This window comes from Leptospira wolffii serovar Khorat str. Khorat-H2 (assembly GCF_000306115.2).
Lineage (GTDB): Bacteria > Spirochaetota > Leptospiria > Leptospirales > Leptospiraceae > Leptospira_B > Leptospira_B wolffii.
Genome location: NZ_AKWX02000007.1, coordinates 587,772 through 612,658, shown reverse-complemented (window position 1 = coordinate 612,658; position 24,887 = coordinate 587,772). Strand labels below are relative to the sequence as shown.

The window sequence follows — 24,887 nt, the reverse complement described above, 5'->3', positions numbered from 1 at the left end:
GCTTCGTTCCTCGCCGAGTACGAATCCGATTGGAATAATCGAATCCGATCGACGAGGACGTACGCCAAAATTCCGGCCCCTTAGGGATACAATCTTTCCATCATACGAGGAAAAGGGATGCATTCTCTTACATGAGCTAACCCGCAAATCCAGGCGATGAGTCTTTCCGATCCCAGTCCGAAACCGGAATGAGGAACGGATCCGTATTTGCGAAGCTCCAAATACCATTCGTAGGAATCCACGGGAAGTTTTTCCTCTTCCAGCCTTTTCACTATCACCCGGTAGTTCTCTTCTCTCTCGGAACCGCCTATGATCTCTCCTACTCCATCCGGTGCGATTAGGTCCGCATTCAAAACGGTTCTGGGGTCCTCAGGATTCACTTTCATGTAGAATGCTTTGGCTTCTCTGGGATATTTTTGTATGAATACAGGACCGGAATATTTCGCGGTCAGCATCTGTTCTCTTTCGGAATTGATATCGTCTCCCCAAACGATGTCCTCTCCTTGGGACTGAAGATACGTTAGAGCGTCCGAGTAATCTACGACAGGAAACGGTTTGGATAGATAAGCCAATAAAGGTTCCGGGTCCCTTTCCAAAACTTTCAATTCGGGAAGACAGGATGCGACGGTATCCCGGATCACGGTCTTTACGAAATCTTCCTGGAGCATTAGATTTTCAGCATGCGATACGTAAGCGGATTCCGCTTCCACCATCCAAAATTCCGTCAAATGCCTTCTAGTTTTGCTCTTCTCCGCCCTAAAAGTAGGACCGAAACAATAAACCTTGCTATGAGCGAATATGGCGGTTTCCAAATACAATTGTCCCGTTTGAGCGAGATATGCCTTTCCCAGATCGAAGTATTCCGTGGAGAATAATGTACCGGCGGACTCTCCTATGGATCCGGTTAGAATCGGAGTGTCTATGAGTGTGAATTTACGATCGTGGAAGTATTTTCTAATATGAAAGGAAAGTTCGCTTCTGATCTTAATGATGGCCAATTGCTTACTAGATCGTAGCCATAGATGTCTTTGGGAGAGTAGGAAATCGATCCCGTGTTCCTTCGGAGTGATCGGATAATTTTCCGATTCTCCCACCACTCTGAAAGAATCCAATATGAGTTCGTAGCCGATCGGAGATTTATCGTTAGCCACCAGCTTTCCAGTCACTTCCAAAGAAGTTTCCTGACGGAGGTGTTTGAATTCGGAGAATCTGTCCTCGCCTAAAATTTCCTTTTCTGCCAAGACTTGTAGGATCTTTCCGGAGTTCCTGAGACTCAGAAATTGTCTGGCATTGGAACCCCTTAGACCGTGAACCCAGCCTTGCACGGTTACGATTCGGTCCTGATTCTCGAAGAGTCGATTCAGATCTATAATATTGGTCTCGGACATGATCCTATTTTAGGACTTTTGTCCGACTGAAAAGGATTATTTTCGGATGACATCGACAATAGAGAAGAAATCCTGATTCTATGACTGCGGTTCTCTTGGACGGAAAAAAGCTCTCCCAAAAAATCAAGGATTCCATTGCGGAAGAGATCAAAACCCTATTGGCTTCCGGAAAAAAAGCCCCTAAGCTCGCCACGATTCTGGTCGGGAATAATCCCGCCTCCGAAACCTATGTGAGCATGAAAGTGAAGGCCTGCCATTCCGTAGGAATGGGTTCTGAAAAAATCGAACTTCCGGAATCCACAACCACCGAAGAATTGTTGGCCGTAATAGATCGACTGAATGCGGATCCCGACACCCACGGAATCTTACTACAACATCCCTGCCCTCCACAAATAGACGAGAGAGCCGCCTTCGATAGAATCGATCTGAAAAAGGATGTGGACGGAGTGACTACCCTCTCTTTCGGAAAACTTTCCATGGGCGTGGAGACCTATCTCCCCTGTACCCCCTATGGTATGGTTCTTTTATTGAAAGAATACGGAATCGATCCTTCCGGTAAAAACGCGGTGGTAGTCGGCCGTTCTCCTATCTTGGGAAAACCCATGGCCATGCTACTCACGGAAATGAACGCGACAGTCACTCTCTGCCATTCCAAAACCAAGAATCTTTCGGATATCGTTTCCCAGGCGGACATCGTCGTAGGAGCGGTCGGAAAACCGGAATTCGTAAAAGCGGATTGGATCAAACCAGGAGCCGTATTACTAGACGCAGGCTATAACCCCGGCAATCTGGGAGATATCGAGATTTCCAAGGCTTCGGCCAAATCCTCGTATTATACTCCCGTACCGGGAGGAGTCGGTCCTATGACGATTTCAGTGCTTTTACTGCAGACCTTATACTCCGCAAAAGATCACTTTACACCCCCGTTGAAATGAAAACGATGTATCTCTAATGGCTATCAGCTTCGACGAGTGCTTTCAGACCTATCCTCCGTTTTCTCCTCCCGCCGATTTGGAGGATTTTTGGGCGGAAGCGATCCGAGAACTCAAGGGCTTTCCCGTAAAGAACCAAACCAAGGCCCTTCTCAAAGGAACCATCTTAAAGGAAACGATATACGATATCTCTTTTCAATCCTACGGTAACGCGACACTCACCGGGAGTCTCGTGATACCTAGAAAAAGAGGGGATCTTCCCGTTTTAGTTTATTTTCACGATTATGCCAAAGATCGCCCGCATGTAATCAAAGGACTCACGGAAGCCGGAATCGCACAACTGATACTGGACATACGAGGACACGGAACCCAACTCATCCGACCCGTTTTAAAAGAAGGTGAACTCCCCGATCCGGATTGGACTCCCGGATATTTCCGCAAAGGTCTGGAATCCAAAGAATCCTTCTTTCTGAAATCCATCTATTTGGACGTGATCCGCACGATAGAATTCTTAAGACTTACCGACGGAATCGACGGAGATAGAATCATTCTCGCAGGAAAAGGAATCGGCGCCTCCATGGCATTATTCGGAGCCGCAAATTCCAATCGAGTCAAGGCTCTTATATTAGAAACTCCTAATTTTTGCTACGTGGAAGATCCCCAATTGAAATTGGGAACGAGCTGGTCCAAGGAAATCGCGGAACAGATCGCGAACGCCAAATCCAAGAAATCCCAATTCAAAAAGAATCTGGCTTATTTCGATTCCTTGAACTTCTCCAAGAAGATAAAGATCCCTACTCTCGTTTCCGTTGGAATGGAGGACAAGGTATCGCATCCCAAATCAGTGTTCGCGCTTTTCAATCATCTTGTCTGCGATAAAAGGATGCAGGTATATCCCACCGAAGGCAACGAAGCCGGAACCGTCGGAGACAAACAGAATATCGCGAATTTGGAATTCTCACGAGAAATCCTGTTTCCTGAATGAAGACGGTTCGTTTCCACAATACTCTTTCGGGAAACAAGGAAACATTTCAACCCGAGAATCCTGCAAGCGTCAGGATCTACTCCTGCGGGCCCACGGTTTATAATTTCGCTCATATAGGGAACCTACGCGCCTTCCTATTCGTGGATTTTTTGCGCAGATCCTTGAAGGCTCTCGGATTCGGAGTCGATATGACCATGAATATCACGGATATAGACGACAAGATCATCCGAGATTCTCTGGCTTCCGGAAAGAATATACGGGAATTTACCGAGCCTTGGATCCTTGCCTTCCAAGAAGATTTAAAAACTCTTAATATAGAGCCTCTGGAACATTATCCCAGAGCCACCGATTCCATAAAATCCATGGTGGACATCGTGAAGCATCTACAGTCCAAAGGACTCGTTTACGAAAAAGACGGAAGCTTATATTATTCAATCGCGAAGTTCAAGGATTACGGTCGTTTATCCAAGATAGACGTTTCGGGAATGAAAACTGGAACCAGATATGATACGGACGAATACGATAAAGACGATGTAAGAGATTTCGTTCTCTGGAAATTCCCGAAACAAGAGGGAGAACCCTCTTGGGATACTGAAATCGGATCCGGTAGACCCGGTTGGCATTTGGAATGTTCCGCCATGATCCGCGATGTCTATCATTCGGGGGTGGATATTCATACCGGAGGTGTAGACCTAACCTTCCCTCATCACGAAAACGAAATCGCCCAAAGTGAAGGAGCTTATCCTGAGGAAACGTTCGTAAGATATTGGCTACACTCCGAGCACCTTTTGGTGAACGGAGAAAAGATGTCCAAATCAAAGGGAAATTTTTTCACTCTTAGGGATCTTCTGAACCAAGGCTCGGATCCCAAGGCAGTCCGTTTTCTACTTCTTTCCGCACATTATAGAACCAAATTGAATTTCACTCAGGATCGTCTAGAGGAAGCGGGTCAGTCTCTCATGCGAATCCAAAATTGCGTGGATCGACTCCTTCGATCCAAGGACAAGGCCCATTCTTCCGAAGGAGGAGAGGATCTTTTCTCGGATTCCCGTTGGGAAATATTTCTGGACGCATTGGCAGACGATCTGAACGTAAGCAAGTTTCTTGCATCCGTTTTCGAAATCGTAAAGGAGACCAACCAAAGATTGGATCAATCCGGATTTTCCTCCCAGGAAATAGAAAAGGCTCTCGCGTTTTTCCAAAAGATCGACTCCATTTTAGGAATACTTAGCTTCGAGTCGAAAGGAGAAGTCCTGGATGCCGAAATCGACGATCTGGTTCGCCAAAGACAAGAAGCCAGAAAGAATAAGAACTTCGCAGAATCGGACAGAATCCGAGACAAGTTAAACGAACTTGGTATCATAATCGAAGACACGAAAGACGGTCTTCGTTGGAAAAGAAAATGAGTCGCTCCGACTTTATCTACGGAAGAAGGAATATCCGGGAGATTCTAGAAAAGTCTTTGGAAACCGGTTCCGAACTTCCCCTCCAAGAACTCTGGGTAAGCTCCGGAGCAAAAAAAGAACTGCATGACATCCTGGAAAAGATCTCGAATCGAGTTCGGATATTGGAGACTTCTCCTGCTAAATTGGACAAGGCCCTGCCGGGTGTGAACCACCAAGGAATCGCGGCGCCCCGCATTCTACTCCATTCGGGAGGAAAGAAATCCTTCGACGAGCATCTGGAAACCTGCAAGGGACCGATTCTTGTTTTGGATAGAATCCAAGATCCGGGAAACTTAGGTAATATTCTTCGCACGGCGGAATGTTTCGGAGTGGAAACGGTCCTCATCCCGGAACGAGAGTCTTCGGGTATCACTCCGGTAGTCGAGAAGGTGGCCTCGGGAGCCCTCGCCTACTTGCAAGTATTCCGAGTGGGAAATCTCGCACAAATATTAGAAAAATTGCAAAAAAGAAACTTTTGGGTGGTTTCCACTTCGGACCGAGGAGAGGAAGATTGGTCCAAGGTTCCCGCCTGGGAAGAACTGGTCATTTTAATGGGAAACGAAGGAGAAGGCCTAAAAAGGATTCTCATGGAAAAATCGGATTTCAACCTTAGAATCCCTTTACACGGTCATATCTCCTCTCTTAACGTAACCGTAGCCACGGGAATCGTTTTGGACCGATTGAAAAACCGACCGTAGATAAACAATTTCTTTCCCGAAATTAGAAACGAAATCGTATTCTCCTCGCATCAATTTAAGCTTGCGATTTTGCAATACAACGCTCACGATTTCCTTGTATGAAGAAATCCAAGACTCTCGGACTCATCATAGTCGGGTTCGTGATTTTATCTTTGTCCCATTGTGAGAATATCCTTCCCCATAAGGACGATTCACTTTCTAAAAAAATTCAGGATTATTTAGTAGCCGCCTATTTCTCCGGCACAAACCACGCACTTTACAAATTTTCCACCTTAGCTCCCTTGCCCGATCCGAACACGATCGGCAATTTGTATTTCCAGGATCCGTTCTTCCAAAGAAACACCAAACCTAAAATCGTATTCATACACGGTTGGGATTTTACGGAAAGGCAATCGGATCCGCCCACCGATTTCAATAGAAAAGTGACGAATCTACTCGGAACCTGGAACCAAGCGCTTTCCTTTACGACTACCAGGACTCCTTCGGGTTACACCGATACGGTATATAATACTTTCGAGATATACGTTTTCACGTATCGCACTTCCGATTATATAGGCATAAACGGAAGAAGGTTCATTGATACCTTAAATACGTATTTTTCCTCCTCGGACAAGGTAATCGTAGTGGCCCATTCTATGGGGGGACTCGTTTCCCGTGCGGCCATTCTGGACGTGAATAATAACCAGGATATTATAGATCATATCGTAAGTCTAGGGACTCCTTACTACGGCTCCCCGTTTTCTTCACCTCAGTATCAAGCAAATATGACTGCGATCGGCTCAGTTGTGGGATTTATGACGGACACCCCTGGGGGTCAGGGATTGGCTTATACCAACGGAATCGGCGTAAATCCAATATCCCCGCAAATTTTTAAAAATTCAGCGCCTGCTTATAACGCTTATTTGGAAGAATTAATCGGCAATACTTCCAAAAATTCGGTGACGACCGTTTATGCCGGCAACATGACTTCGGGGAATTGCTCCGACGGCACTCACGATGCTATCTACACCAGTGGCTGCCTGATTATCAGCGGTAGTTCACCCACGGCTTTCCCGAACTCGGACGGAATCGTTCCCCGCGACTCCGCGTTACTCAATAATTATTCGAACGTAACTGTCAACACCGTAAATAACCTGGACCATTCTCAAATGTCATTCCGAAATCCGAGTGGAAATGCCGGTGCCCTAACCGCGGTTCAAAATCATTTCGACAGCGTATTCCAGTACATCAACGGGCTCTGATTTTTTTTTTCGAGCCCGTGTCTTAGTTTCCCGATTCAGGGATATATTAAGCGGGAATCTCGTATCCTCGTAAAAAAGAACATTCTCTTTTCGTTAAATTTGAGAATGGAATACTGTAGAATTGGAATTTATTCTCTTTACAGTATCGGATCGGGACCACAACTTGCAGAAGACGCGAATAACGCCTTAGGTTGAAATATGAAAAAAGCTTTTTGTATCTCTTTAATTGCCGCCGCATCCTTTTCCAACTGCCTGATCTGGTTTACCGGCGGAGGCGACACAATTTACGGGGACAAGGCGATCGAAAGACTGATCGGACCTTCTCTTTATTCCGTTCAATACAAAACGGATAATAATATTCCCTTCGAAGGGGGGGCAAGCTTCATGGAACTAATGGCCCCTGCTCTTATGCTTAAGAACGATAAATTCTATTATAAAAAGGATGTAGACAATTGCGCGAACCTTATCATGGGCTTTCCGGAAGAAAGCACGATAAAGGTAATCGGCATATTCTGCCATTTCGATTGATTTCGATAGAAAGAAGTTTGGGGATTATAGGCGGACCTTAATCCCCATCTCTTTCATATTCTCCTTCGTCTCACGGATAGTGAATTCTCCAAAATGGAAAATAGAAGCTGCGAGTACCGCATCCGCTTTTCCCCTTAAAATGGCTTCTACCATATGTTCCGGATTCCCCGCTCCACCGCTCGCTATGATGGGAATCTCCAAGCTCGATGAAAAAGACTTCAAAAGAGGGATATCGAAACCTTTTTTGGTTCCGTCCCTGTCCATGGATGTGAGCAGAATTTCCCCGGCTCCCTTTTCTTGAGCCTCCATGGCCCAATCCAACGCTTCCCGTCCGGTTTCCGTTCTTCCACCGTGTAGGAAGATCTCATGCCTTCCTCTTTCCTGATGAAACTTAACGTCCACTGCACAAACGATACACTGGGATCCATAAATTTCCGCGGCTGCCCGGAGTAGATCCGGGTTTTGGAAAGCAGCCGTATTGATGGAAACCTTGTCGGCCCCCTTCTCCAAAACGGCCTTTACATCGTCCAAATTTCGGATTCCACCGCCCACCGTGAAAGGGATGAAGATTCTCTCGGCAACGGCCTCTACCAAATGAATGAGAATATCCCTTTTATCACTGGATGCGGTGATATCCAAAAAACATAATTCATCCGCCAGATTTTCTTCATAAGCCACCGCCGATTCCACAGGATCTCCCGCATCGATTAGGTTCACAAAGTTCACACCCTTGACTACTCGTCCGTCCTTAATGTCCAGACAGGGAATGATTCTCGCGGCGAGTTCACTCATTGGATGCGATCCGGTAATTCAACTTTTAAATCAGGCCACTCGGAAATCGTTTTAGCGAATCCGAATATTTTCGCCTCTCCCAAGATAGGAGCGGTTACCTGTAGACCGATCGGAAGTCCTTTAGAGTCTTTTCCGATCGGTAAAGACAAAGCGGGAACTCCGGCAAGATTCACGGACGTGGTCAGTATATCCGCCTTGTACATTTGGATAGGATCGGAGGTTTTCTCCCCCACTTGGAATGCTGTCGTAGGAGAAGTAGGCTGTAGAATCAGATCCACCTGAGAGAAATACTTTGCGTATTCCTTTTGGATCAGTACCCTCGCCTTCTGCGCTCTTCCGTAATACGCGTCGTAGTATCCTGCGGAAAGCGAGAATGTTCCGAGTAGAATCCTTCTTTGCACCTCCTTACCGAAGCCTTCGCTACGACTCGTAACGTATAGATCCTCCAGTTTTCCGTTCGGGTCTTTTCTAGCGCCGAATCGGATACCGTCGAATCGGGAAAGGTTGGAGGAACATTCCGCGGTCGCGATGATATAATAGATAGGAATGGAATTGGAAAGAAGGGAAAAATCCAATTCTACCAATTTGGCGCCTTTGGATTCCAATTGAGACAATAGATTCTCGTAGGCCTTTGCTACGTCCGGAGAGATCTCCGGGGTTATCTTCATCTTACCGATCTTGAGCCCTTGTAAGGAAAGGGATTCTAGTTTAGAAGAATCGAATGGAGGGATGTTTCTGGAAGTAGCGTCCTTCGGATCCTTTCCGGAGATAATGGAATAAACATCCACCACTCCTTGGATATCCTTGGATAAAGGCCCGATCTGATCCAAACTAGACGCGTAAGCGACAAGTCCGTATCTGGAAACGGTTCCGTAAGTGGGCTTGAGACCGTAAATTCCGCAAAGAGAAGCGGGCTGTCTCACGGAACCTCCCGTATCGGATCCTAAAGCCACAGGAACGAAAGAAGCCGCCACGGCCGCGGCGGATCCGCCGGAAGATCCTCCCGGAATACGGGAAGTATCGAACGGATTCTTAGTGATCTGGTAGGCGGAATTTTCGGTGGAGGAGCCCATCGCAAACTCGTCCATATTCGCTCTCGGGACCAACACGAATCCTTTTTCTAGAAGCTTTTCGATAGCGGTGGCATGAAAAGGAGATTTATAATTTTCTAATATTTTAGAGGCACAAGTGGTCAGAGTATCCTGGATGCAGATATTATCCTTAACGCCGATGGGAATACCGTCGAACTCGGAGAGAGGCTTACCCGCCTTTCTTCTTTCCGTGCTCGAAGCCGCCGCTTTTAAAATCGCCTCTTTTTCAAAGGATAGAAAGGCTTTCACCTTGGAGTCCTCGGACTCGATTCGGGATATCAACGATTCCACGAGTTCGGTAGCGGTGAAGGTTCCGGCATTCAACCCGGCCTTGACTTCGGAGTAACTGAGTTTCCAATAGTCTTTCATGTTTCGATCACCTTCGGTACTACGAAATACCCGTTTTGAAAACTTGGAGCAAAAGACTCTATCTGTTGGCGACTCAAGCCCTCTACGACTACGTCCTTTCTCAAGACATTTCCTTCGTTAGGATATAATTCCTCTTCGGTAATCGAGCTTACGTCCAATTCGGTGATCGTATCCACGTAGTTCAATACCTTATTGAAATCGGAAAGGAAGGCTTGGATGTCCTTCGGATCGATTTTCAATCTAGAAAGTTCGGCTATTTTCTGTAAGGATTCTTCGTTGAGATTCATTGCCTTTACCCCTTTCCTTTAATATGCATTCTTGTCCATGACGCCTTTAAAAGGAGTCAGTAATATGATCTTTATATCCAACCAAAGAGACCAGTTTTCTATGTAATAGATATCCGCTGCGATTCTTTCGTCTATGGAGGTGTCTCCGCGTAGACCCTTTACTTGGGCAAGCCCGGTGATTCCGGCCTTCACAGCGTGCCTTCTCATATAATGTCTGTGATCATTCTTGAATTTCTCCACGAAATGGGGCCTTTCCGGTCTAGGCCCGACCACGGACATGTCTCCTAATAGCACGTTAAAAAACTGCGGTGTTTCGTCAAGGGAGGTCTTGCGCAGAATTTTACCGATCGTGGTCACGCGAGGGTCGTTCTGAACCGTCCATGTGGTCTCGGACTTGGATTTTTCCTGGACGACCATGCTTCTAAACTTCAGCATCTTAAAGCTCTTATTGTCCAAACCGACCCTTTCCTGCAAATAGAAGACTGGCCCCCTCGAACTGAGTTTAACCAGAAGCGCCATAAGCAGATAGAACGGAGAAAATATTAGAATGAAGAAAAGAGAAAATAGGATATCGAAACTTCGTTTAATAAACCTATTATAGCCCAAACGTACGGGGATATTTCGGATAGAAATGACGGGCAGCCCGTCCATCTCGTCGACCCTACCTTTGGCCTTTATGAATTCCTGGAATCCGGGAATCACCTTTAGATCTATCCCTTCCTGATCGCAGGCGTCCAGAACATCCTGGAGATGATCCCCTTCCGCGTTATTCAGGGCATATACCACGAGGTCCGGCTTGGTTTCGTCGAGTATCTTTTCGAACTTATCCGCCTTGCCGACGATCTTCATGTCCTTTCGGATCGCTTTCGGAAGTTTGGAACTCACGTAGCCGATGATCTCGTAACCGTAAATCTGGTGTCTTTGCACTGAATCCGCGAAGCGCATCGCAGTCTCCCTTACTCCGATGACCAGTACCCTTCTTAAATTATAACCTTTACTTCTCAGATATCTTAGGAGTTGCCGCGTCAGAAAATGTAGGAAACTTATCGAAAAGGTATTCGTGATCGCTAATGCGATGATGAAGGAACGGGAAAATCTTTCGCTTCCGAAATCTCCTCTAAAGAAGAATAGGAGGGAGAGGACCAGAAATAAGTTCAGGAAGACCCCTCCCGAAATCGCGAGGAACTCGTCCGCAAAAGAAAGTCCCCTACGAGGATGGTAGAGATCAATGAATAGGAAGACAACTACCTGGGAAACGGAAAGGACCAATGATAGAATGAGATAACTTCCCACATCCACGTAAGCGCGGTCCGCTCCGCTCGGATCCATGATATGAAAGCGGAGTAAGAATGCGAACGCACAACTTCCTAAGGAAAAGAATACGTCCAGAAAGACGAATAATAACTTAAAGGTCTGGCTTCTTTCTTTCAGCATGGGATTATTCTGATTCCACTCCTTCCACGTATCCCGCCCGTAAAGGACGTTTTCTGAAACGATACAAACGCATACGAGTTAGCTGAGCAGAGTCTTCCTGTCCCAGATTGAAATCCGTCAAGGAGAGGGAGAAGAATATGGACTGATCGTAGAAAGTCACCTGACTCGCTCCCGTGGTTCCCCCGGGAACGGTTCTAAGATCGCTGCTCAACCCTAAACGAAGATTTACTGTATGCAGATTATATTTGATGATACCCATAACCCGGTTGATGTTCAAGGCGGTATTCTGCTGCGCCTGGCTTCCGTTAACTCCCGTTCCGTTTATGATGTCCTGCCCCAAGGTAGTGGAGGTCATATTCATGGAAGTGAAAGGAGCCGTAGGATCCTGACTAAGAATGTATCTTTGATAATAATAATTATCCGTCTGATTGGTATATCTCCAAGGTTCCGTAACCCTGGAATCGAATTCTGCCTCGAAACCCAGCTCCCGGGTGATGTCCACGCTTGCCTTTAGATAAAATCTATAGTTATCCATCATAGAAGCATAATATATATGATACCAAGTTCCTCCTGCTTCCAATTCGCGGATATACCTAAGCAGAGGAAGTCGGAATCCCCCCATCTTATAGGAAACAGTCAGGTTATTGGAAAGAGGTCGTCCCAAAGGGGTATGATATACGAAGTCGTTATTAAAATACAATCCGGTATAAAAGCTTCTTCTTCTTTCGAGTAGACTTCTTTTTCTTTTACTGAAACCGTCCAAGAAATCCAAGTAACCGCCGAATCTAAATACAGTATAATACCAACGCTCCTTGCTTGTTGGCTGGGGTTGGTATTCGTCTGAGAAATTTCTCAAGTCTCGGATGGTCTTCAAGGAGATCTCGAAATTCTCCAAAGCATAACTTTCCAGGGAAAGTTCCAATTCGTGCTGGCGGTTCTTCATCAGAATCGGATCCTGAAGTTCCGGTTTTTCCGCTTCCAACCTTCTATAAGTGGTGTTCAGGAAGAGAATGGGGGCCCCTATCCTCAGAGTGGAATTGGTTCGGAAATACTGATAACTGTCCCGAGCAAGACTTCTCTCCAAGGAGGTGAAATTCGTATTCACCGAACTGGAACTTGCGCTCGGCAAGTTCGCAGCTTGCTTCTTAGCTCCGTAATACACGTTAGGAGCAAACGAGATATAACTTCCCAAATTCATGGAAGTACGAAAACCGGTCTCTCCCTGAAGGAATGTTTGGGTCCGGAGTAGATTCTCCTTATAATCTCCGTTCGGATCCTGGTAATTTCCGTCCGGAGTCGGAATCTTCAACTGTTCTCGAACCGGAGCGCCGTAAAATCTCATTAACGTATTCGTTAAATACACGTCCCAGTAAACAGGAGTTTCAAAATGAGGGAGCCTGGCGATCTCGGAACTATTCTTGATGGTTACGGACGGAAGCACGTCCACTGTGGGAAAATAACCGGATTTATCCAAAGGAGAAAGGTTATAGAAGAGCATATTTCTCTTCATATTGATATTAACGGAAAGGTCCCCTCGGTTTTCCGTATAATCCAATTTCCACTCGAGGTTGTTACGCACATATCCGAATCTCACGTCCCGATAAGTATACAAGGATTGTAAACTATTGCTAGGTTGGTATCTGTTTCCGTATTCGTATTCGAAGAGACGATTCGTAAAATTCTCGTATTGGATAGATAGGTTACGGGTAACGTCCTTCTCCGTATTATTCATCTTATGATTCAGGAATATTCGCCCTTTCCACCAAGGATCGCGATCTTCTCCTATATTCGGAATATTGGTCCCCCAATAATTCCCCTTATCCACCTGGTTCGTGACTGCACTCGTTCCCAATCCGTAATTGGCGAAACGATCCTCGAATCCGGATGTGATTTGGTAGGCCTTATGATTCGCAAAACCGATATCGATGAGATAGTTCAGGTTAGCGCTTTGTCTCCACATCTCCAACTGGAACGCCTGGCCTGTCTTTTCATAGAAATCGGCCCTTGCCTTGTACCCCATCGGAGTCCAGGACCAAGATGGAATTGTAGACCATTGGAAGGAAGTTTGTAGGAACAAGCCTTGCGTATTATTCTTACCCGCTTGCGCGGTGGCCCCGTTTCCCAAATTATTATTATAGAAGAATGGAAGCCAGAAGACCGTGTTTCCTCCCACTTGGAAACGGACATTTGTGCCCACGATCGTCTTATCGTCGTAAACGATAACCTTATCTATTTTAAAGGAATAATGCGGCTTCTCAGCGTTACAAGCGGTGAAATACCCCATCTCCAACATGTATCGCTTATCGTCTAGCTTCTTGATCTTCTCTCCGAAGAAGTAAGCGGGAGAAACGCTACCTTTCGTATTATATACGACTCCCTTATCCAGTTTATAATCGTAGATGAATTTATCACCGGTGATCTTTACACGACCATCGTTGTATTGGATCCCGCCCTCCGCATAGATTTCTTGGCGATCGGAATCCACGGAAATCGTTTCCGCTTCAAGGGTTCCGGTTCTCAATTTGATCCTTACCCTACCTCTTAAAACCAAAACTCCGCCCTTGGTCTTGTCCACCCGCATGAGTTCTCCTTCCGCAGCGTTTTCGATCACCATGGGGAGATCCTTCTTATTCGCTTGTTGGAGGTCCGACAATTCGGGCTTGGTGTCTTCCTTCTCTCCCAAAGCCGCCTTCAGTCGCTTTCGTCTGGTATAGATGGAGCCTTCCCTGGATAAGCCCAGGTTTTCCAATTGCTCGTCCACTTCCCTTTCTGTCAGAACTTCGATGGATTTGGAGAGAAGACGATTTCTGGTTTTAACTACGGATCTTTGGGTATCGTCTTCTCCGATTTCGGAAGCTTGGGATCCCCTAGGGCCTGAGTCGACGGACTGTCCCCAGGCTAAGGCAGGTACAAAAAGAAGAATTATACAATTTCGGATCCAGGGGCGCATTCCGATCAAAGCCACACTATAGTGTCGATTCAGTCCTGCATCACAAATTTCAGCCCGATTCCGAAACTACAAGCCTGCGCAAGAAGCGAAGTCGGTACGATAAAAGCCGAAGAGCCGGAAAAAGAAGCCTTATAATAAAGAATCACCGCGACCCCCAGGAGGATCCGGTAAATACCGAAAGCATTGAAAGTATGGGCCTGCAGGTATTTTAAGAACCAACGAATGACCAGGATACATAGCAAAAAGGAAGCGAAAAATCCCAGGAGAAGAATGGGCAAACTCTCCGCATTCAGTATATGCCTATGCTTGTAAAGTTTATAGGCTCCCGCGGTTAAGAGAACGGGAACCGCTAAAAAGAAGGAAAACTCGGCGGAATGACGCGTATCCTTTCCCAAAAAACGCGCGGTCACGATAGTCGCGCCCGAACGGGAAACTCCCGGAATGAGGGCTATGCACTGGAAGATTCCGATTAGGATCGCATCCTTGGTGGTGATCTCTCTAGGAGTTTGCACGGTCGCTCTTTTCTGGAACCAATACTCTGAGATCAGGATCAAAATTCCTCCCACAAACCAGGCCAACCCCAGAATCAGAAGTAAATCCCCTCTTTCCTTGATCTTATCCAAGAAACCCTTGAACAAAAATCCTGCGAGAAGAATGGGCAAACATCCTAGAACGACCTGTAATAGGAACTGGAACCCCTTCTTGTCCTCGTTCTTTCCCAGAATGTAAGAAACGGCGGACCCAGTCTGATCCAGAAACTTTCTACGATACAGAACCAAAACGGAAAGAATGGCGCCGCTCTGGATGAATATATCGAATAGATCGTCGAACTCGGCTCCTTCCGAAAACGGGAAAAAGGAGGAAAAGAAGAAAAGGTGCCCCGTAGAGGACACCGGTAGGAATTCCGTAACCGCTTCGATGATGCTACGGAATATAGCGTTTAGATAGGAATTCAATTCGATTAATAAAGGTTCTTCTACTTGGTTTCCGCAGGAGGAGGAGTCTGGCTTGCAGGTGCAGCCGCTTCAGGAGCGGGAGCTGCAGCCTCCTCTTTTTTCACTCCGGGAAAGATGAAGTCCTGATCCAGGTATTTTTCCAAATCGAATTTATCGTTATGCTTGATGGACACACCTTCTTTGATGCGATCCAAAACGGACTGGTAGACTGCCTTGGATTTCTCGCCCTTGATCTGAGCGCGAACCGCATCATAGCATTGCTCGATAGTCAAAGTCTCCGCTTGCTTGTATTTAGTACGTAGCTCTCTACAACCCGCTTCCAATTCTTGCTCGGAAATTTTGATTCTGGATTCGATCTGCTCGGTGATGTACATGTTGGAGATCAACTGCATCTCTTGGAACTTTAAGATTTCTTTAATATCGTTTCTCTTGCTGAAACCCGCTTTGTCTGCAGCCGCTTTGATAACGAGCATCTGGCGGTAGTTTTCGAAGAATCTTCTCTTTTTAAACTCGTTTCTTAAAGGAAGGAATCCTTGAGGAACCTTGTCCTCGCTTTCGGTCAAGAATTTGATAATATTCTTTTTTTCGATATTTTGGGTGCGACTTAAAGTATCGAGAGCGGTGTCGTAAGCCGCTTCGAAACTTCCCGTAGTGATTTTATTGCCGTCGATCGACTCGATGACGGGAGATCCGTCTCCGCAAGCTGCGAAAAGGATTAAAGAGAATAGAACGCTTAAAGTTACAAATAGCCGTTTCATCTATGGAGATTCCTAAGCAAAAAGTAGTGATGCCTATCCCGGCGTCCATTACTTTTTGTCAGGCTGCATCTCGGTCAAAAAATACACTAATTTTACAAGTTTGTCTTTTTGAGAGGCTTTTCCGGGAACATAGACGAGCACGTTCGGTTCTCTAGGATTCATGGTGAGTCCCATTCTTGCCGAGATCAGATTCACGATCTTTTCATAGCTTCCGAGAAAATGAGCGCCCGACTTGAGCCGTATTTCTTCTCCCAATTCGGATACGGATTCGAAACCCAAACCGGAAGCGAGCGTTCGAATCTTTTCCAACATGAGAAAGGTCTTGGCCTCTTCGGGCGGTTCCCCGAATCGATCCTCCATCTCTTTTGCCACCTCTTCGATTTCCGTTAGATCTCTCGCACCCTCAAACCTTTTATAGAATTCTATCTTCTGGCGAGTATCCGGAATATAGGTCTCCGGAATGAAGAAATCCGACTCCAAATTGATGGCAGTGCGTACTTCGATCGGAATGTCCTCTCCCTTGATCCTTGCAATCGCTTCCTCGAGCATCTGCACATAGAGATCGAAACCGACCTCCATAATATCTCCCGATTGTTCTTTCCCGAGCAGATTTCCGGCGCCCCGTATTTCCAGGTCCCTCATGGCGACTTTGAAACCGGAACCCAATTCCTGGTATTCGTAGATCGTATTCAGACGCTTTTCCGCATCCTCCGTAACGACTCTGTCCTTTGGCAAGAGAAGATAGGCGAACGCCTTACGGTCACTTCTTCCTACCCTGCCCCGGATCTGATAAAGCTGCGAAAGACCGAAAAGATCGGCCCTCTTTACGATGAGAGTATTGACGTTCGGGATATCTATACCCGATTCGATGATAGTAGTAGTGACGAGAATATCGAATTTCCGGGCGTAAAAATCCACGAGAGTTTCTTCTATCTCGTCCTCGGTCATTTGGCCGTGGAGGACTCCTACCGAAGCCTCCGGAACGATTTCGTTTAACCGCTTCGTTTCTTGTTCGATGGATTCGACCCGGTTATAGAGATAAAAAACCTGGCCGTCCCTCGCGAGTTCCGCGCGGATCGCTTCCCTGAGAACTTCCTCGTCCTCCTCGATCACATAGGTCTCCACGCTCTGGCGGTTCTTGGGAGGCGTAGCGATAATGGAAAGTTCCCGGATCCCTGTCAGGGCCATATGAAGCGTACGGGGAATCGGAGTCGCGGTGAGAGTGAGAACGTCCACAAGATTCTTCATCTTCTTGATGGATTCCTTATGGTTCACTCCGAATCTCTGCTCCTCGTCTATGATCAAAAGCCCCAAATTCTTGGGTTGTACGGAATTTGCGAGAATAGCATGGGTTCCGATCAGCATATCCACCTTTCCCGCCGCGTATCGCTTAAGAACGTCCCTGGTTTCCGCAGGAGTCCTCAATCGGGAGATCAACTCCACGGTTATAGGATAATTCTCGAATCTCTTTTTGATATTATTATAATGCTGTAATGCAAGAATGGTGGTGGGGGCCAACATCAGAATCTGACGTCCCGCCATCGCAACTTTGAAGGCGGCCCGGATAGCGACCTCCGTCTTACCGTAACCCACATCTCCGCAGACGAGGCGATCCATAGGTCGGGGAGATTCCAAATCCTTTTTGACGGCCTCTATCGCTTCTATCTGATCCGGTGTCTCTTCATATTCGAACTCGGCTTCGAATTCTTCCTGGTAGATGGTATCCGGAGGAAAAGAATAACCCTGTAATTTGATCCGGTTGGAGTACATCCTGACCAGATCCTCTGCGAGACCCTCCACGGCCTTTTGCACTCTGTCTTTGGTTTTTTTCCAAGTGCTTTTGCCCAGACTGTCCAGACGCGGCCTTTCCGTCCCGCCCACGAATCGTTGGACAAGAGAGATCTGATCCAACGGAACGAAAAGAGTATCTCCTCCGTGGTATTCTAATTTGAGAAAGTCCCTTTCCTTCCCGCCTGCGTTCACCCTTTCTATCTTCAGGAATTTTCCCACACCGTGGTTCACATGGACTACGAAATCCCCTTCCTTCAGATCCAGGAAGCTTTGGATAGCTTTACTATTCTGTTTTTTGAATCTAGTCTTGCGTTTATAATCCCTGCCAAAGACGTCGTTTTCAGAAAGAAGAAGGAGTTTCTCTTCTTCCCAACGAAATCCGTTGCGGATCTCCGAGACCGCCAAGTATACGTCTCCGTTTCCTTTGGATGGAATGAAAATCTTCTCCGGTTCGGTCGCTTCGGGATTCAATAGACGGATCCCGTCCGATTCGAATAGACCCAAAAGTCTTTTCGTTTGAGCTTCGAAAGAGGAAGTGAGTATGATCCTCCATCCGCCTTCGTTTTTGAGCTCGTTAATCTTCTCCCGGACTTCTCGGATTTTCCCCTTAAAGGCGGGGGCGTCCTTGAGAGGACAAACTAAGTCCTTATCCGAGTTAGGAGGCAATTGGGTAAAGGAAATCCCGCTTCCGCTTTCCAAGATCTCCTTTTCTTTTCCTTCGGAGAGGAGAACCGCAGGAGGGGCGCATAAAATCTCTCGGCTCCTTTTCTCGTATAAGGCTCCGTATTCTCGTTCGAGATGGGATAATCTTTCTTTTACCCCGTTCGGATCCGGAAAGATAAGTAGAGGCTCTTTGGAAAAATAGGAGAGAAGCCCTCGATTCTCCCGGATCAAAGGAACCAGCTCCTCGAAATATGTTCCCCCGGATTCGTCCGGAATCTCGGGAAGATGCAGGGAAGAGTCAGCTTCGGTTAATAATTTACGATACGCTATCCTTTGCGAATCGGTCAGAACGAATTCGTCGGCGGGTAAGAGTAACGCTTCCTCCAAAGATTCCAGAGATCTCTGGGTTTCTGGATCGAATATACGTATGGATTCGATTTCGTCTCCGAAGAAATCTATACGAACCGGCTCGGGGGAAAAAGAGGAGAATACGTCCAGAATCCCCCCTTTCATACTGAATTCCCCGAAGGCCTCGCAGACATCCGCCCTATGGTAACCCAGGCGGATGAGTTCCCGCATCAGATGCTCCGGTTGGATTTCCTGACCCACGCTCACGCGCAAAGATCTATCCTTCAAAGCGGAAGGATCGGGAAGAGTCTTTAAGAATCCCGAAACGGAGGTGAAGACGAGAACCTTTTCTCCGGAAAGAATCCGAGCCAACGCCTTGATCCTTTCCCGCTTCATCTCCTGGGGATAACGCATGTATTCGTAGGGTAAAACTTCCTGACCGGGTAAATAGGAAATTTCGCTCGGATCCGAATAGCTAAGAGCTTCTCTGTATAAAAACTCCGCCTCCGTATTCGTAGGAGCTACTACAAGAATCGATTCCTTGCGGGAGGAAAATATACTCGAAGCAAGAAGAGAAGATACGGAATTGGGGACGGAACAGACCCGGAATTGGGAAATCTTGGAATCGGAAAATAGGTCTATAAGAAGCTTCTTCCAATCCGCGGAAGCCGAGGCAGATTTGGCCATATGGATCAGCGGACCTCGACCGTAAGATTGTCGATGAGACGCACCTGCCCCAAAAAGGCTGCCACAGCGAGTAGTATCTCGCCTTTAAGTATTTGCAATTCTTCTAATGTTTCTGCGTTTAATATTTCCAGATAGTCCACACGAATCGAAGCCGAAGAATCCAAAACGTCCCGCATGACCGTAAGCACCTCGGAAGGATCTTTTTCTCCCTGGCGGATCAGATTCTCCCCTAACCTAAGAGCCCGAGAAAGAAGAAGCGCTTCTTCTTTCTCTTTTTCCGTAAGTCTCGCATTTCTAGAACTTAAAGCGAGTCCCTGGGAAGAACGAACCGTATCCACACCTACGATCTCCATAGGGAACCCCAAGGCCTTGGCAAAAGACTTCACCACCATATATTGTTGGTAGTCCTTCTTTCCGAAATAAGAACGATCCGCCTCCACAGTATGAAAGAAACGGGACAAAACGAGAAGCACACCTTCGAAATGGCCGGGCCGAGTAGTCGCGTCCAAATTTCTCATAAGATGAGGGACCTTCAGATCCACTGCAGGAACTCCTCCCGGATAGACGGTGTCCCTTTCGGGAAGATAGACCAGATCCACTCCCACATTACGGCAGATCTCCAAATCACCTTCCGTATTTACGGGATACTTATCATAATCTTCCGGATCGTTGAACTGGGCGGGGTTTACAAAAATGGAAACTACCGTTCTTCGGTTCTCGGAGACGGAACGGGAGAACAGATCGGCGTGTCCCTCGTGCAAGAAACCCATAGTAGGAACGAATCCCACCGAATTTCCATCTGCCTTCCAGTTGCGAACGATCTTCCTAGTCTCGTTCGGATCTTTGGAAACGATCATTTCTCTCCTTCCTTAGGCAAACGAACCTTCACTGAATTGCCGTGCTCCTCGTCCAATCCTTCGAATTCGGAAAGAGTCTTAACATACGGATATAAATCCGCGAGAGATTCCCTAGTAACTTCCTGGTAGGTCACTCGTTTTAAAAAGGTCATCACTCCCAAAGAAGAATAGATTCTACTCCCTCCTGCGGTAGGAAGAATATGATTCGTACCGCTGATATAATCTCCCATGGCAACGGGAGAATACGGTCCCAAAAATACCGATCCCGCATGGCGGATCTTCCGGAAAAGATCCGAAAAATTTCTAGTCTGAATTTCCAAATGTTCGGGAGCGTAACGATTAGAGAATTCCACACATTCTTCTAAATTAGGAAAAACGAATATCCAGCTCTCGTTCTCTATCGAAGCTTTCTTGATTTCGGAACGCTTAGGTCTTTCTATGAACGCCTTCTCGATTTCATCCGCCACCTTTTTTGCGAACTCCATGGAGTCCGTACAAAGGATTGCGGCGGAGTCCTCTCCGTGTTCCGCTTGGGAAAGAAGATCGGCGGCCACCCAATTCGGATTTGCGGAATCGTCCGCGATCACGAGTACCTCGCTCGGACCGGCAGGGCTATCGATTCCTATCTGGCCTTGTCCGCTTAATAGAATCTTAGCGGCAGTGACGAATTTATTTCCGGGTCCGATCACAAACTCGGAACGGGGAACGGTTTGCGTTCCATAAGCGGCTGCGGCGATACCTTGGGCTCCACCCACGGTGACGATCGCATCCGCACCGGCAATCTTAGCCGCGGCAAATAAACCATCTGGGATCCCTTCCTTTTGGGGAGGAGTGACGATCTGCACGTGTTTCACTCCTGCAATCTTTGCCGGTATCACACCCATAAGAATGGTGGAAGGATATAACGCCTTTCCGCCGGGAGCGTAAACTGAAACGGATTCGATGGGAGTATAACGAATTCCTAATTTATTTCCGGAAACGGTCACGTCCAGATCCTTAGGAAGTTGGGCTTTATGAAATTCTACGATGTTTTGCTTGGCTTTTTCCAAAGCGGAACGGAGCTCGGAGTCTATGGATCCCTTCCATTCCGAAACCGGATGATAGAAGGAACTTGGCTCCAGTTTATCGAAACGAAGAGTGAATTCCCGGAGGGCCTTGTCTCCCTCCGTTCGGACCGATTCAAGGATCGGCCCAACGAGGCGGCTTGTCTCGGTCAAATCCTGTTTTGCCCTCTGCAAAACGGGTTCGAAATCGAAGGATCGGTCCACTTCTCGGATGCGAATGCCCATAAGGACATTTTTTTTCTTTGCCCGGACTTCGCATCCCGAAAATCCTGGGTTGGTTTCGAACGCTTATGAAAGTTTTTTGTTTAAATTGCAACGGGATTCGATCCGCCTGGGGAAAAGGCTTGGGAGATCTGCTCTCCTCCGAAAAGCCGGATTTCGTATGTTTCCAGGAGACTAAGGCTCAACCGGACCAACTCTCTTCGGAGATTTGGGACCAGCTCGGATACAAGGCCTATTTCCATTCCGCCGAAAAGAAGGGATACTCGGGAGTCGGACTCTGGACCAAAAAAGAACCTAAAAAGATTACCTACGGGATCGGAGTGGAAGAATTCGACCGCGAAGGTCGTAGCGTTCTGGCGGAATTCGACTCTTATGCGATTTGGACGGTTTACTTTCCTTCCGGAACAACGGGCGACATCCGCCAAGCCGCTAAAATGAGATTCCTGGACGAGTTCCTGAAACTTGCCACGAAGTTAAAAAAGAAACATCCCAATCTGATACTATGCGGAGACGTAAACATAGCGCATACGGAAAGAGACATACACGATCCTAAAGGCAACGCGAAGAATAGCGGCTTCTTACCTGAGGAAAGAGCCTGGGTTTCTAAATTTTTGGAAACCGGATGGGTAGACAGCTTTCGACAATTGTATCCTGAAAAACAGGAATATACCTGGTGGACTTTTCGCGCGGGAGCCAGAGGCAATAATAAGGGATGGAGAATCGATTATTTCTTCGTAACTCCCGAACTAAAAGGAAAATTAAAAAAACTGGAAGTGAAGAAGGACCCGGTGATCTCCGATCATGCCGCCATGATTCTGGAGATCGACCTACCCAAGAAATAGGATTATTTCTTGGGCTTTGGGTTTAGATCTATCTTTGGGAGATTCTTCTTTAGAAAATCCGAAAGTTCAGATTCGAAAACCAAAACGGTATCCGTAATTCTTTCCGGAGATTTGGAACGAACCACCTTTTTATCCAAAAGCTTTCCCGAGAATAATAAAGGGTCCTTCCAAAACGGGACCTTGATTTCTATGATCGCATTCATTCCTTCCGGTTCCGGATGGAAACGATCCAAGGTAAAACTTAAAGCGGTCCCCTCGATCCCTTCCCAAGTTGCGGGAAAATCTCCGGAAGAAGAATGAACTTGTACGGGAACCTTAACCGTTTCGAAGAAACGATTCTTAAACTCCTGTACGATTTTGTCCAATATAGCCATTGTACTTGCTCTTTCTATCTTATCGTGTATTAACAGATGAGACTTAGTGCAACGCAAACAAATTTCCATTTCGAGAAAAAAAATGACGAAATCAGGGAAAAATCCGCCTGATTTGCAGATTTTAGAAGAAGAATCGGACTCAAGTCGCTCTCAAGAGTATCTTTTCCAAAAATCCAGAACGATGGAAAAGACTTTGTCCGGATTCTCTAAGGGAAGGAAATGACCCGACCGGGAAACTATATGGAACTCGAAAGGAGCTCGGAAAGAAGTTTCCAAACCTTCAAACATATCCTTATCGATACAACCGTCTCTGTCTCCGGAAAGAATCACTGAAGGAAGAGAAATCTTTCTAAACACCAATTCCCTACTTCGATTCCAATCCCGAAAGGAATCGGGAGTGAGTAACCCTCTATAATAACCGAGAGCCGTCCCTAAAATTTCCTCATCCTTTAGATTCTGTCCTACTTCCCTAAATCTTTCCTCCGGGATCGCCCAATTCGGACTCCAATCTTTCCAAAGCTTTCGCAATAGGTTTCCTTCCAGAATGGATCTCTCCGGAATACCCAACCTCAATTGGAAATACAGAATGTACCAACTCCGTAAAAGTTGAGAAGGATGTAAGAATAGATTCTTGAGAAAAACAGGCAAGGGAGGTACGGAAACGGTAGCTAAGATATCGAAAGAACTGGGAGAAAGATTGGCGAGTCCGTAAGCGGCAATACTTCCCCAGTCATGCCCTAGGACAAGAACCTTATCCGGCTTTTCCTTTAGCTTGATTCTTTCCAAAAGAGAATCAAGATCTTCGGCCAAATCCGCGATCGAAACGGTTCTATTCTTCCCGGATTTCCATTCTTCCGGAACGGAACCCTTGGAATAGCCTCTTAAGAAAGGAGCATAACAAGTGAAATCCTCAGACGAGAATTTTTCCATCAACGGTAAAAAGGATCTGGCGTCGTCGGGAAAGCCGTGTAGAAAAAGGCCCAGGTTCTTACCCCGACCCAATTTCAAGACCTCGAACTCCAAACCGTTGGCTTGGATCTTTCTTCTTTCGAATTCGGTAGGCATGATTCCTCGGGCCCATCTTCGGACAGAAGGAAATGGAAGTCGATTACAAACTAGGAGAGGAAAGTATAGGAACGCAGTTAGTCGGAGTAAACGGTGACCTTGTTTCTTCCGGATTCTTTGGAACGGTACAAGGCCTTATCCGATTCTTCCAAAAGCTTGTCCAGATGATTGCTTTTTTTATCGGGAACCGTGGAGGCGATTCCAATACTCACGGAAACGAAAGGAGAAACGTCCGACGCTTCGTGGGAGATCTTCAGATCCTGGACTCTTGCTCGAATCGTTTCTGCGACTACGAGTGCCTTTCCCGAATCCGTTTCCGGAAGAATGATCGCAAATTCTTCCCCGCCGTATCTGGCCGGAAAATCCCCCGCCCTTCTTGCGGTATTTTTTAGGACGCCGGCCACTTTGCGGATACATTCGTCTCCCGCTTGGTGTCCGTAAGTATCGTTGTATTTCTTAAAATAATCTATATCCAATAGAAGTAGAGAAATAGGCTTGGATCCTCTGCAAGATCTCTTCCATTCCACTTCCAGGATTTCGTCGAAGAATCTTCTGTTCCAGATTCCGGAAAGTCCGTCCGTACGGGAAACCCGAAGTAATGTCTGATAGGCTTCCGAAAGTTTGTCCGTGATTTCTTCCAGATCCTTTTCTCTCTGCTTTCTTTGGAGCATCTCGTGCCTCAGTCTCAAAGCAGAGCGAACTCTGGCTCTGAGTTCGTTTGCATCGAAAGGCTTCGTTACATAATCCACCGCTCCCAAGTCGAAAGCGGACTCCAAAGTTTGAGTGTCATGAATGGCGGTGATAATGATTACGGGGAGATCGGCGAATTCTTCCTTAGATCCCAAGGTCTTGAGAATATCCAGACCGTTCATCCCCCCGGGCAAGAGTATATCCAAGAGAAGAAGGGAAATATCTTTTTGGTTCTCAGGATTGCCGGACAAACCCAACCATTCCAAGGCCGTCTCCGGAGATTGAGTGGAGACCACATCCGAATAGCCCGCTTTCTTTAGGATTCTCTCTACAAGCAGGCAATTTTCCGGCGCATCGTCCAGAATTAGGATTCGATCCGTCTCGGTCTGGAGGTTAGCCGTTTTTTGTTCCTTTGTCGGTTCCAACATCT

General features: G+C 46.7%; 21 protein-coding genes. 7 read left to right on the top strand and 14 right to left on the bottom strand.

Going from position 1 to position 24,887, the window contains the following annotated elements; translation table 11 throughout:
- Nucleotides 1–80: 80 nt before the first annotated feature.
- On the bottom strand, nucleotides 81–1,388 hold the full coding sequence (asnS, locus tag LEP1GSC061_RS07045; protein ID WP_016544336.1) for an asparagine--tRNA ligase: 1,308 nt from the start codon (nucleotides 1,386–1,388) through the stop codon (nucleotides 81–83).
- Between the two features lie 80 nt (nucleotides 1,389–1,468).
- On the opposite strand from asnS, the gene folD reads away from it, so the two are divergent.
- From folD to LEP1GSC061_RS07015, 6 genes are all read left to right on the top strand, one after another.
- Nucleotides 1,469–2,323 (top strand): bifunctional methylenetetrahydrofolate dehydrogenase/methenyltetrahydrofolate cyclohydrolase FolD, encoded by an 855-nt coding sequence (gene folD / locus LEP1GSC061_RS07040; RefSeq protein ID WP_016544582.1) that lies wholly within the window; start codon nucleotides 1,469–1,471, stop codon nucleotides 2,321–2,323.
- Between the two features lie 16 nt (nucleotides 2,324–2,339).
- On the top strand, nucleotides 2,340–3,305 hold the full coding sequence (locus LEP1GSC061_RS07035) for an acetylxylan esterase (protein WP_016544838.1): 966 nt from the start codon (nucleotides 2,340–2,342) through the stop codon (nucleotides 3,303–3,305).
- Nucleotides 3,302–4,711: a cysteine--tRNA ligase gene (gene cysS, locus LEP1GSC061_RS07030; protein WP_016544733.1), complete on the top strand. Its 1,410-nt coding sequence runs from the start codon at nucleotides 3,302–3,304 to the stop codon at nucleotides 4,709–4,711. The genes LEP1GSC061_RS07035 and cysS overlap by 4 nt, the downstream gene beginning before the upstream one ends.
- On the top strand, nucleotides 4,708–5,448 hold the full coding sequence (gene rlmB / locus LEP1GSC061_RS07025) for a 23S rRNA (guanosine(2251)-2'-O)-methyltransferase RlmB (protein ID WP_016544557.1): 741 nt from the start codon (nucleotides 4,708–4,710) through the stop codon (nucleotides 5,446–5,448). Before cysS ends, rlmB begins: the two co-directional genes overlap by 4 nt.
- Before the next feature lie 98 nt (nucleotides 5,449–5,546).
- Nucleotides 5,547–6,689, top strand: coding sequence for an alpha/beta fold hydrolase (locus tag LEP1GSC061_RS07020; protein WP_016544619.1), 1,143 nt, complete (start codon nucleotides 5,547–5,549; stop codon nucleotides 6,687–6,689).
- Nucleotides 6,690–6,887: 198 nt separating this feature from the next.
- On the top strand, nucleotides 6,888–7,217 hold the full coding sequence (locus LEP1GSC061_RS07015) for a hypothetical protein (protein ID WP_016544231.1): 330 nt from the start codon (nucleotides 6,888–6,890) through the stop codon (nucleotides 7,215–7,217).
- Between the two features lie 24 nt (nucleotides 7,218–7,241).
- On the opposite strand, the gene hisF is transcribed toward LEP1GSC061_RS07015, so the two are convergent.
- Genes hisF through hisD form a run of 10 tightly spaced genes read right to left on the bottom strand, consistent with a single transcriptional unit; the run spans nucleotide 7,242 to nucleotide 21,489 of the window.
- Nucleotides 7,242–8,009, bottom strand: a complete 768-nt coding sequence (hisF, locus tag LEP1GSC061_RS07010) for an imidazole glycerol phosphate synthase subunit HisF (RefSeq protein ID WP_016544996.1) — start codon at nucleotides 8,007–8,009, stop codon at nucleotides 7,242–7,244.
- Nucleotides 8,006–9,469, bottom strand: coding sequence for an Asp-tRNA(Asn)/Glu-tRNA(Gln) amidotransferase subunit GatA (gene gatA, locus LEP1GSC061_RS07005; RefSeq protein ID WP_016545014.1), 1,464 nt, complete (start codon nucleotides 9,467–9,469; stop codon nucleotides 8,006–8,008). The genes hisF and gatA overlap by 4 nt, the downstream gene beginning before the upstream one ends.
- Nucleotides 9,466–9,756 (bottom strand): Asp-tRNA(Asn)/Glu-tRNA(Gln) amidotransferase subunit GatC, encoded by a 291-nt coding sequence (gatC, locus tag LEP1GSC061_RS07000; RefSeq protein ID WP_016544295.1) that lies wholly within the window; start codon nucleotides 9,754–9,756, stop codon nucleotides 9,466–9,468. Before gatC ends, gatA begins: the two co-directional genes overlap by 4 nt.
- An 18-nt stretch (nucleotides 9,757–9,774) precedes the next feature.
- Nucleotides 9,775–11,190: an undecaprenyl-phosphate glucose phosphotransferase gene (locus LEP1GSC061_RS06995; protein WP_016544308.1), complete on the bottom strand. Its 1,416-nt coding sequence runs from the start codon at nucleotides 11,188–11,190 to the stop codon at nucleotides 9,775–9,777.
- A gap of 4 nt (nucleotides 11,191–11,194) precedes the next feature.
- Nucleotides 11,195–14,140 (bottom strand): LPS-assembly protein LptD, encoded by a 2,946-nt coding sequence (locus LEP1GSC061_RS06990; RefSeq protein ID WP_040508243.1) that lies wholly within the window; start codon nucleotides 14,138–14,140, stop codon nucleotides 11,195–11,197.
- A 29-nt stretch (nucleotides 14,141–14,169) separates the two neighbouring features.
- Nucleotides 14,170–15,096, bottom strand: coding sequence for an undecaprenyl-diphosphatase UppP (gene uppP / locus LEP1GSC061_RS06985; RefSeq protein WP_016544994.1), 927 nt, complete (start codon nucleotides 15,094–15,096; stop codon nucleotides 14,170–14,172).
- Nucleotides 15,097–15,116: 20 nt separating this feature from the next.
- Nucleotides 15,117–15,854, bottom strand: coding sequence for a lipoprotein LipL31 (locus tag LEP1GSC061_RS06980; RefSeq protein ID WP_016544660.1), 738 nt, complete (start codon nucleotides 15,852–15,854; stop codon nucleotides 15,117–15,119).
- A gap of 48 nt (nucleotides 15,855–15,902) precedes the next feature.
- Nucleotides 15,903–19,343 (bottom strand): transcription-repair coupling factor, encoded by a 3,441-nt coding sequence (gene mfd, locus LEP1GSC061_RS06975; protein ID WP_016544536.1) that lies wholly within the window; start codon nucleotides 19,341–19,343, stop codon nucleotides 15,903–15,905.
- A gap of 5 nt (nucleotides 19,344–19,348) precedes the next feature.
- A complete protein-coding gene (panC, locus tag LEP1GSC061_RS06970) occupies nucleotides 19,349–20,200 on the bottom strand; it encodes a pantoate--beta-alanine ligase (RefSeq protein ID WP_016544441.1) in 852 nt (283 codons plus the stop codon).
- Nucleotides 20,197–21,489, bottom strand: a complete 1,293-nt coding sequence (hisD, locus tag LEP1GSC061_RS06965; protein ID WP_016544290.1) for a histidinol dehydrogenase — start codon at nucleotides 21,487–21,489, stop codon at nucleotides 20,197–20,199. Before hisD ends, panC begins: the two co-directional genes overlap by 4 nt.
- Before the next feature lie 65 nt (nucleotides 21,490–21,554).
- Here hisD and LEP1GSC061_RS06960 point away from each other — a divergent pair, with 65 nt between their 5' ends.
- Nucleotides 21,555–22,328 carry an exodeoxyribonuclease III gene (locus LEP1GSC061_RS06960; RefSeq protein WP_040508118.1) on the top strand — a complete coding sequence of 258 codons (774 nt, stop codon included), beginning with the start codon at nucleotides 21,555–21,557 and terminating at the stop codon, nucleotides 22,326–22,328.
- Nucleotides 22,329–22,330: 2 nt separating this feature from the next.
- On the opposite strand, the gene LEP1GSC061_RS06955 is transcribed toward LEP1GSC061_RS06960, so the two are convergent.
- The 3 genes from LEP1GSC061_RS06955 to LEP1GSC061_RS06945 all read right to left on the bottom strand — a co-directional run bounded on the left by LEP1GSC061_RS06955 (nucleotide 22,331) and on the right by LEP1GSC061_RS06945 (nucleotide 24,885).
- Nucleotides 22,331–22,702 carry a hypothetical protein gene (locus LEP1GSC061_RS06955; protein ID WP_016545034.1) on the bottom strand — a complete coding sequence of 124 codons (372 nt, stop codon included), beginning with the start codon at nucleotides 22,700–22,702 and terminating at the stop codon, nucleotides 22,331–22,333.
- A gap of 150 nt (nucleotides 22,703–22,852) precedes the next feature.
- A complete protein-coding gene (locus tag LEP1GSC061_RS06950) occupies nucleotides 22,853–23,767 on the bottom strand; it encodes an alpha/beta fold hydrolase (protein ID WP_016544953.1) in 915 nt (304 codons plus the stop codon).
- Between the two features lie 77 nt (nucleotides 23,768–23,844).
- Nucleotides 23,845–24,885: a GGDEF domain-containing response regulator gene (locus LEP1GSC061_RS06945; RefSeq protein ID WP_016544180.1), complete on the bottom strand. Its 1,041-nt coding sequence runs from the start codon at nucleotides 24,883–24,885 to the stop codon at nucleotides 23,845–23,847.
- Between the last annotated feature and the right edge of the window lie 2 nt (nucleotides 24,886–24,887).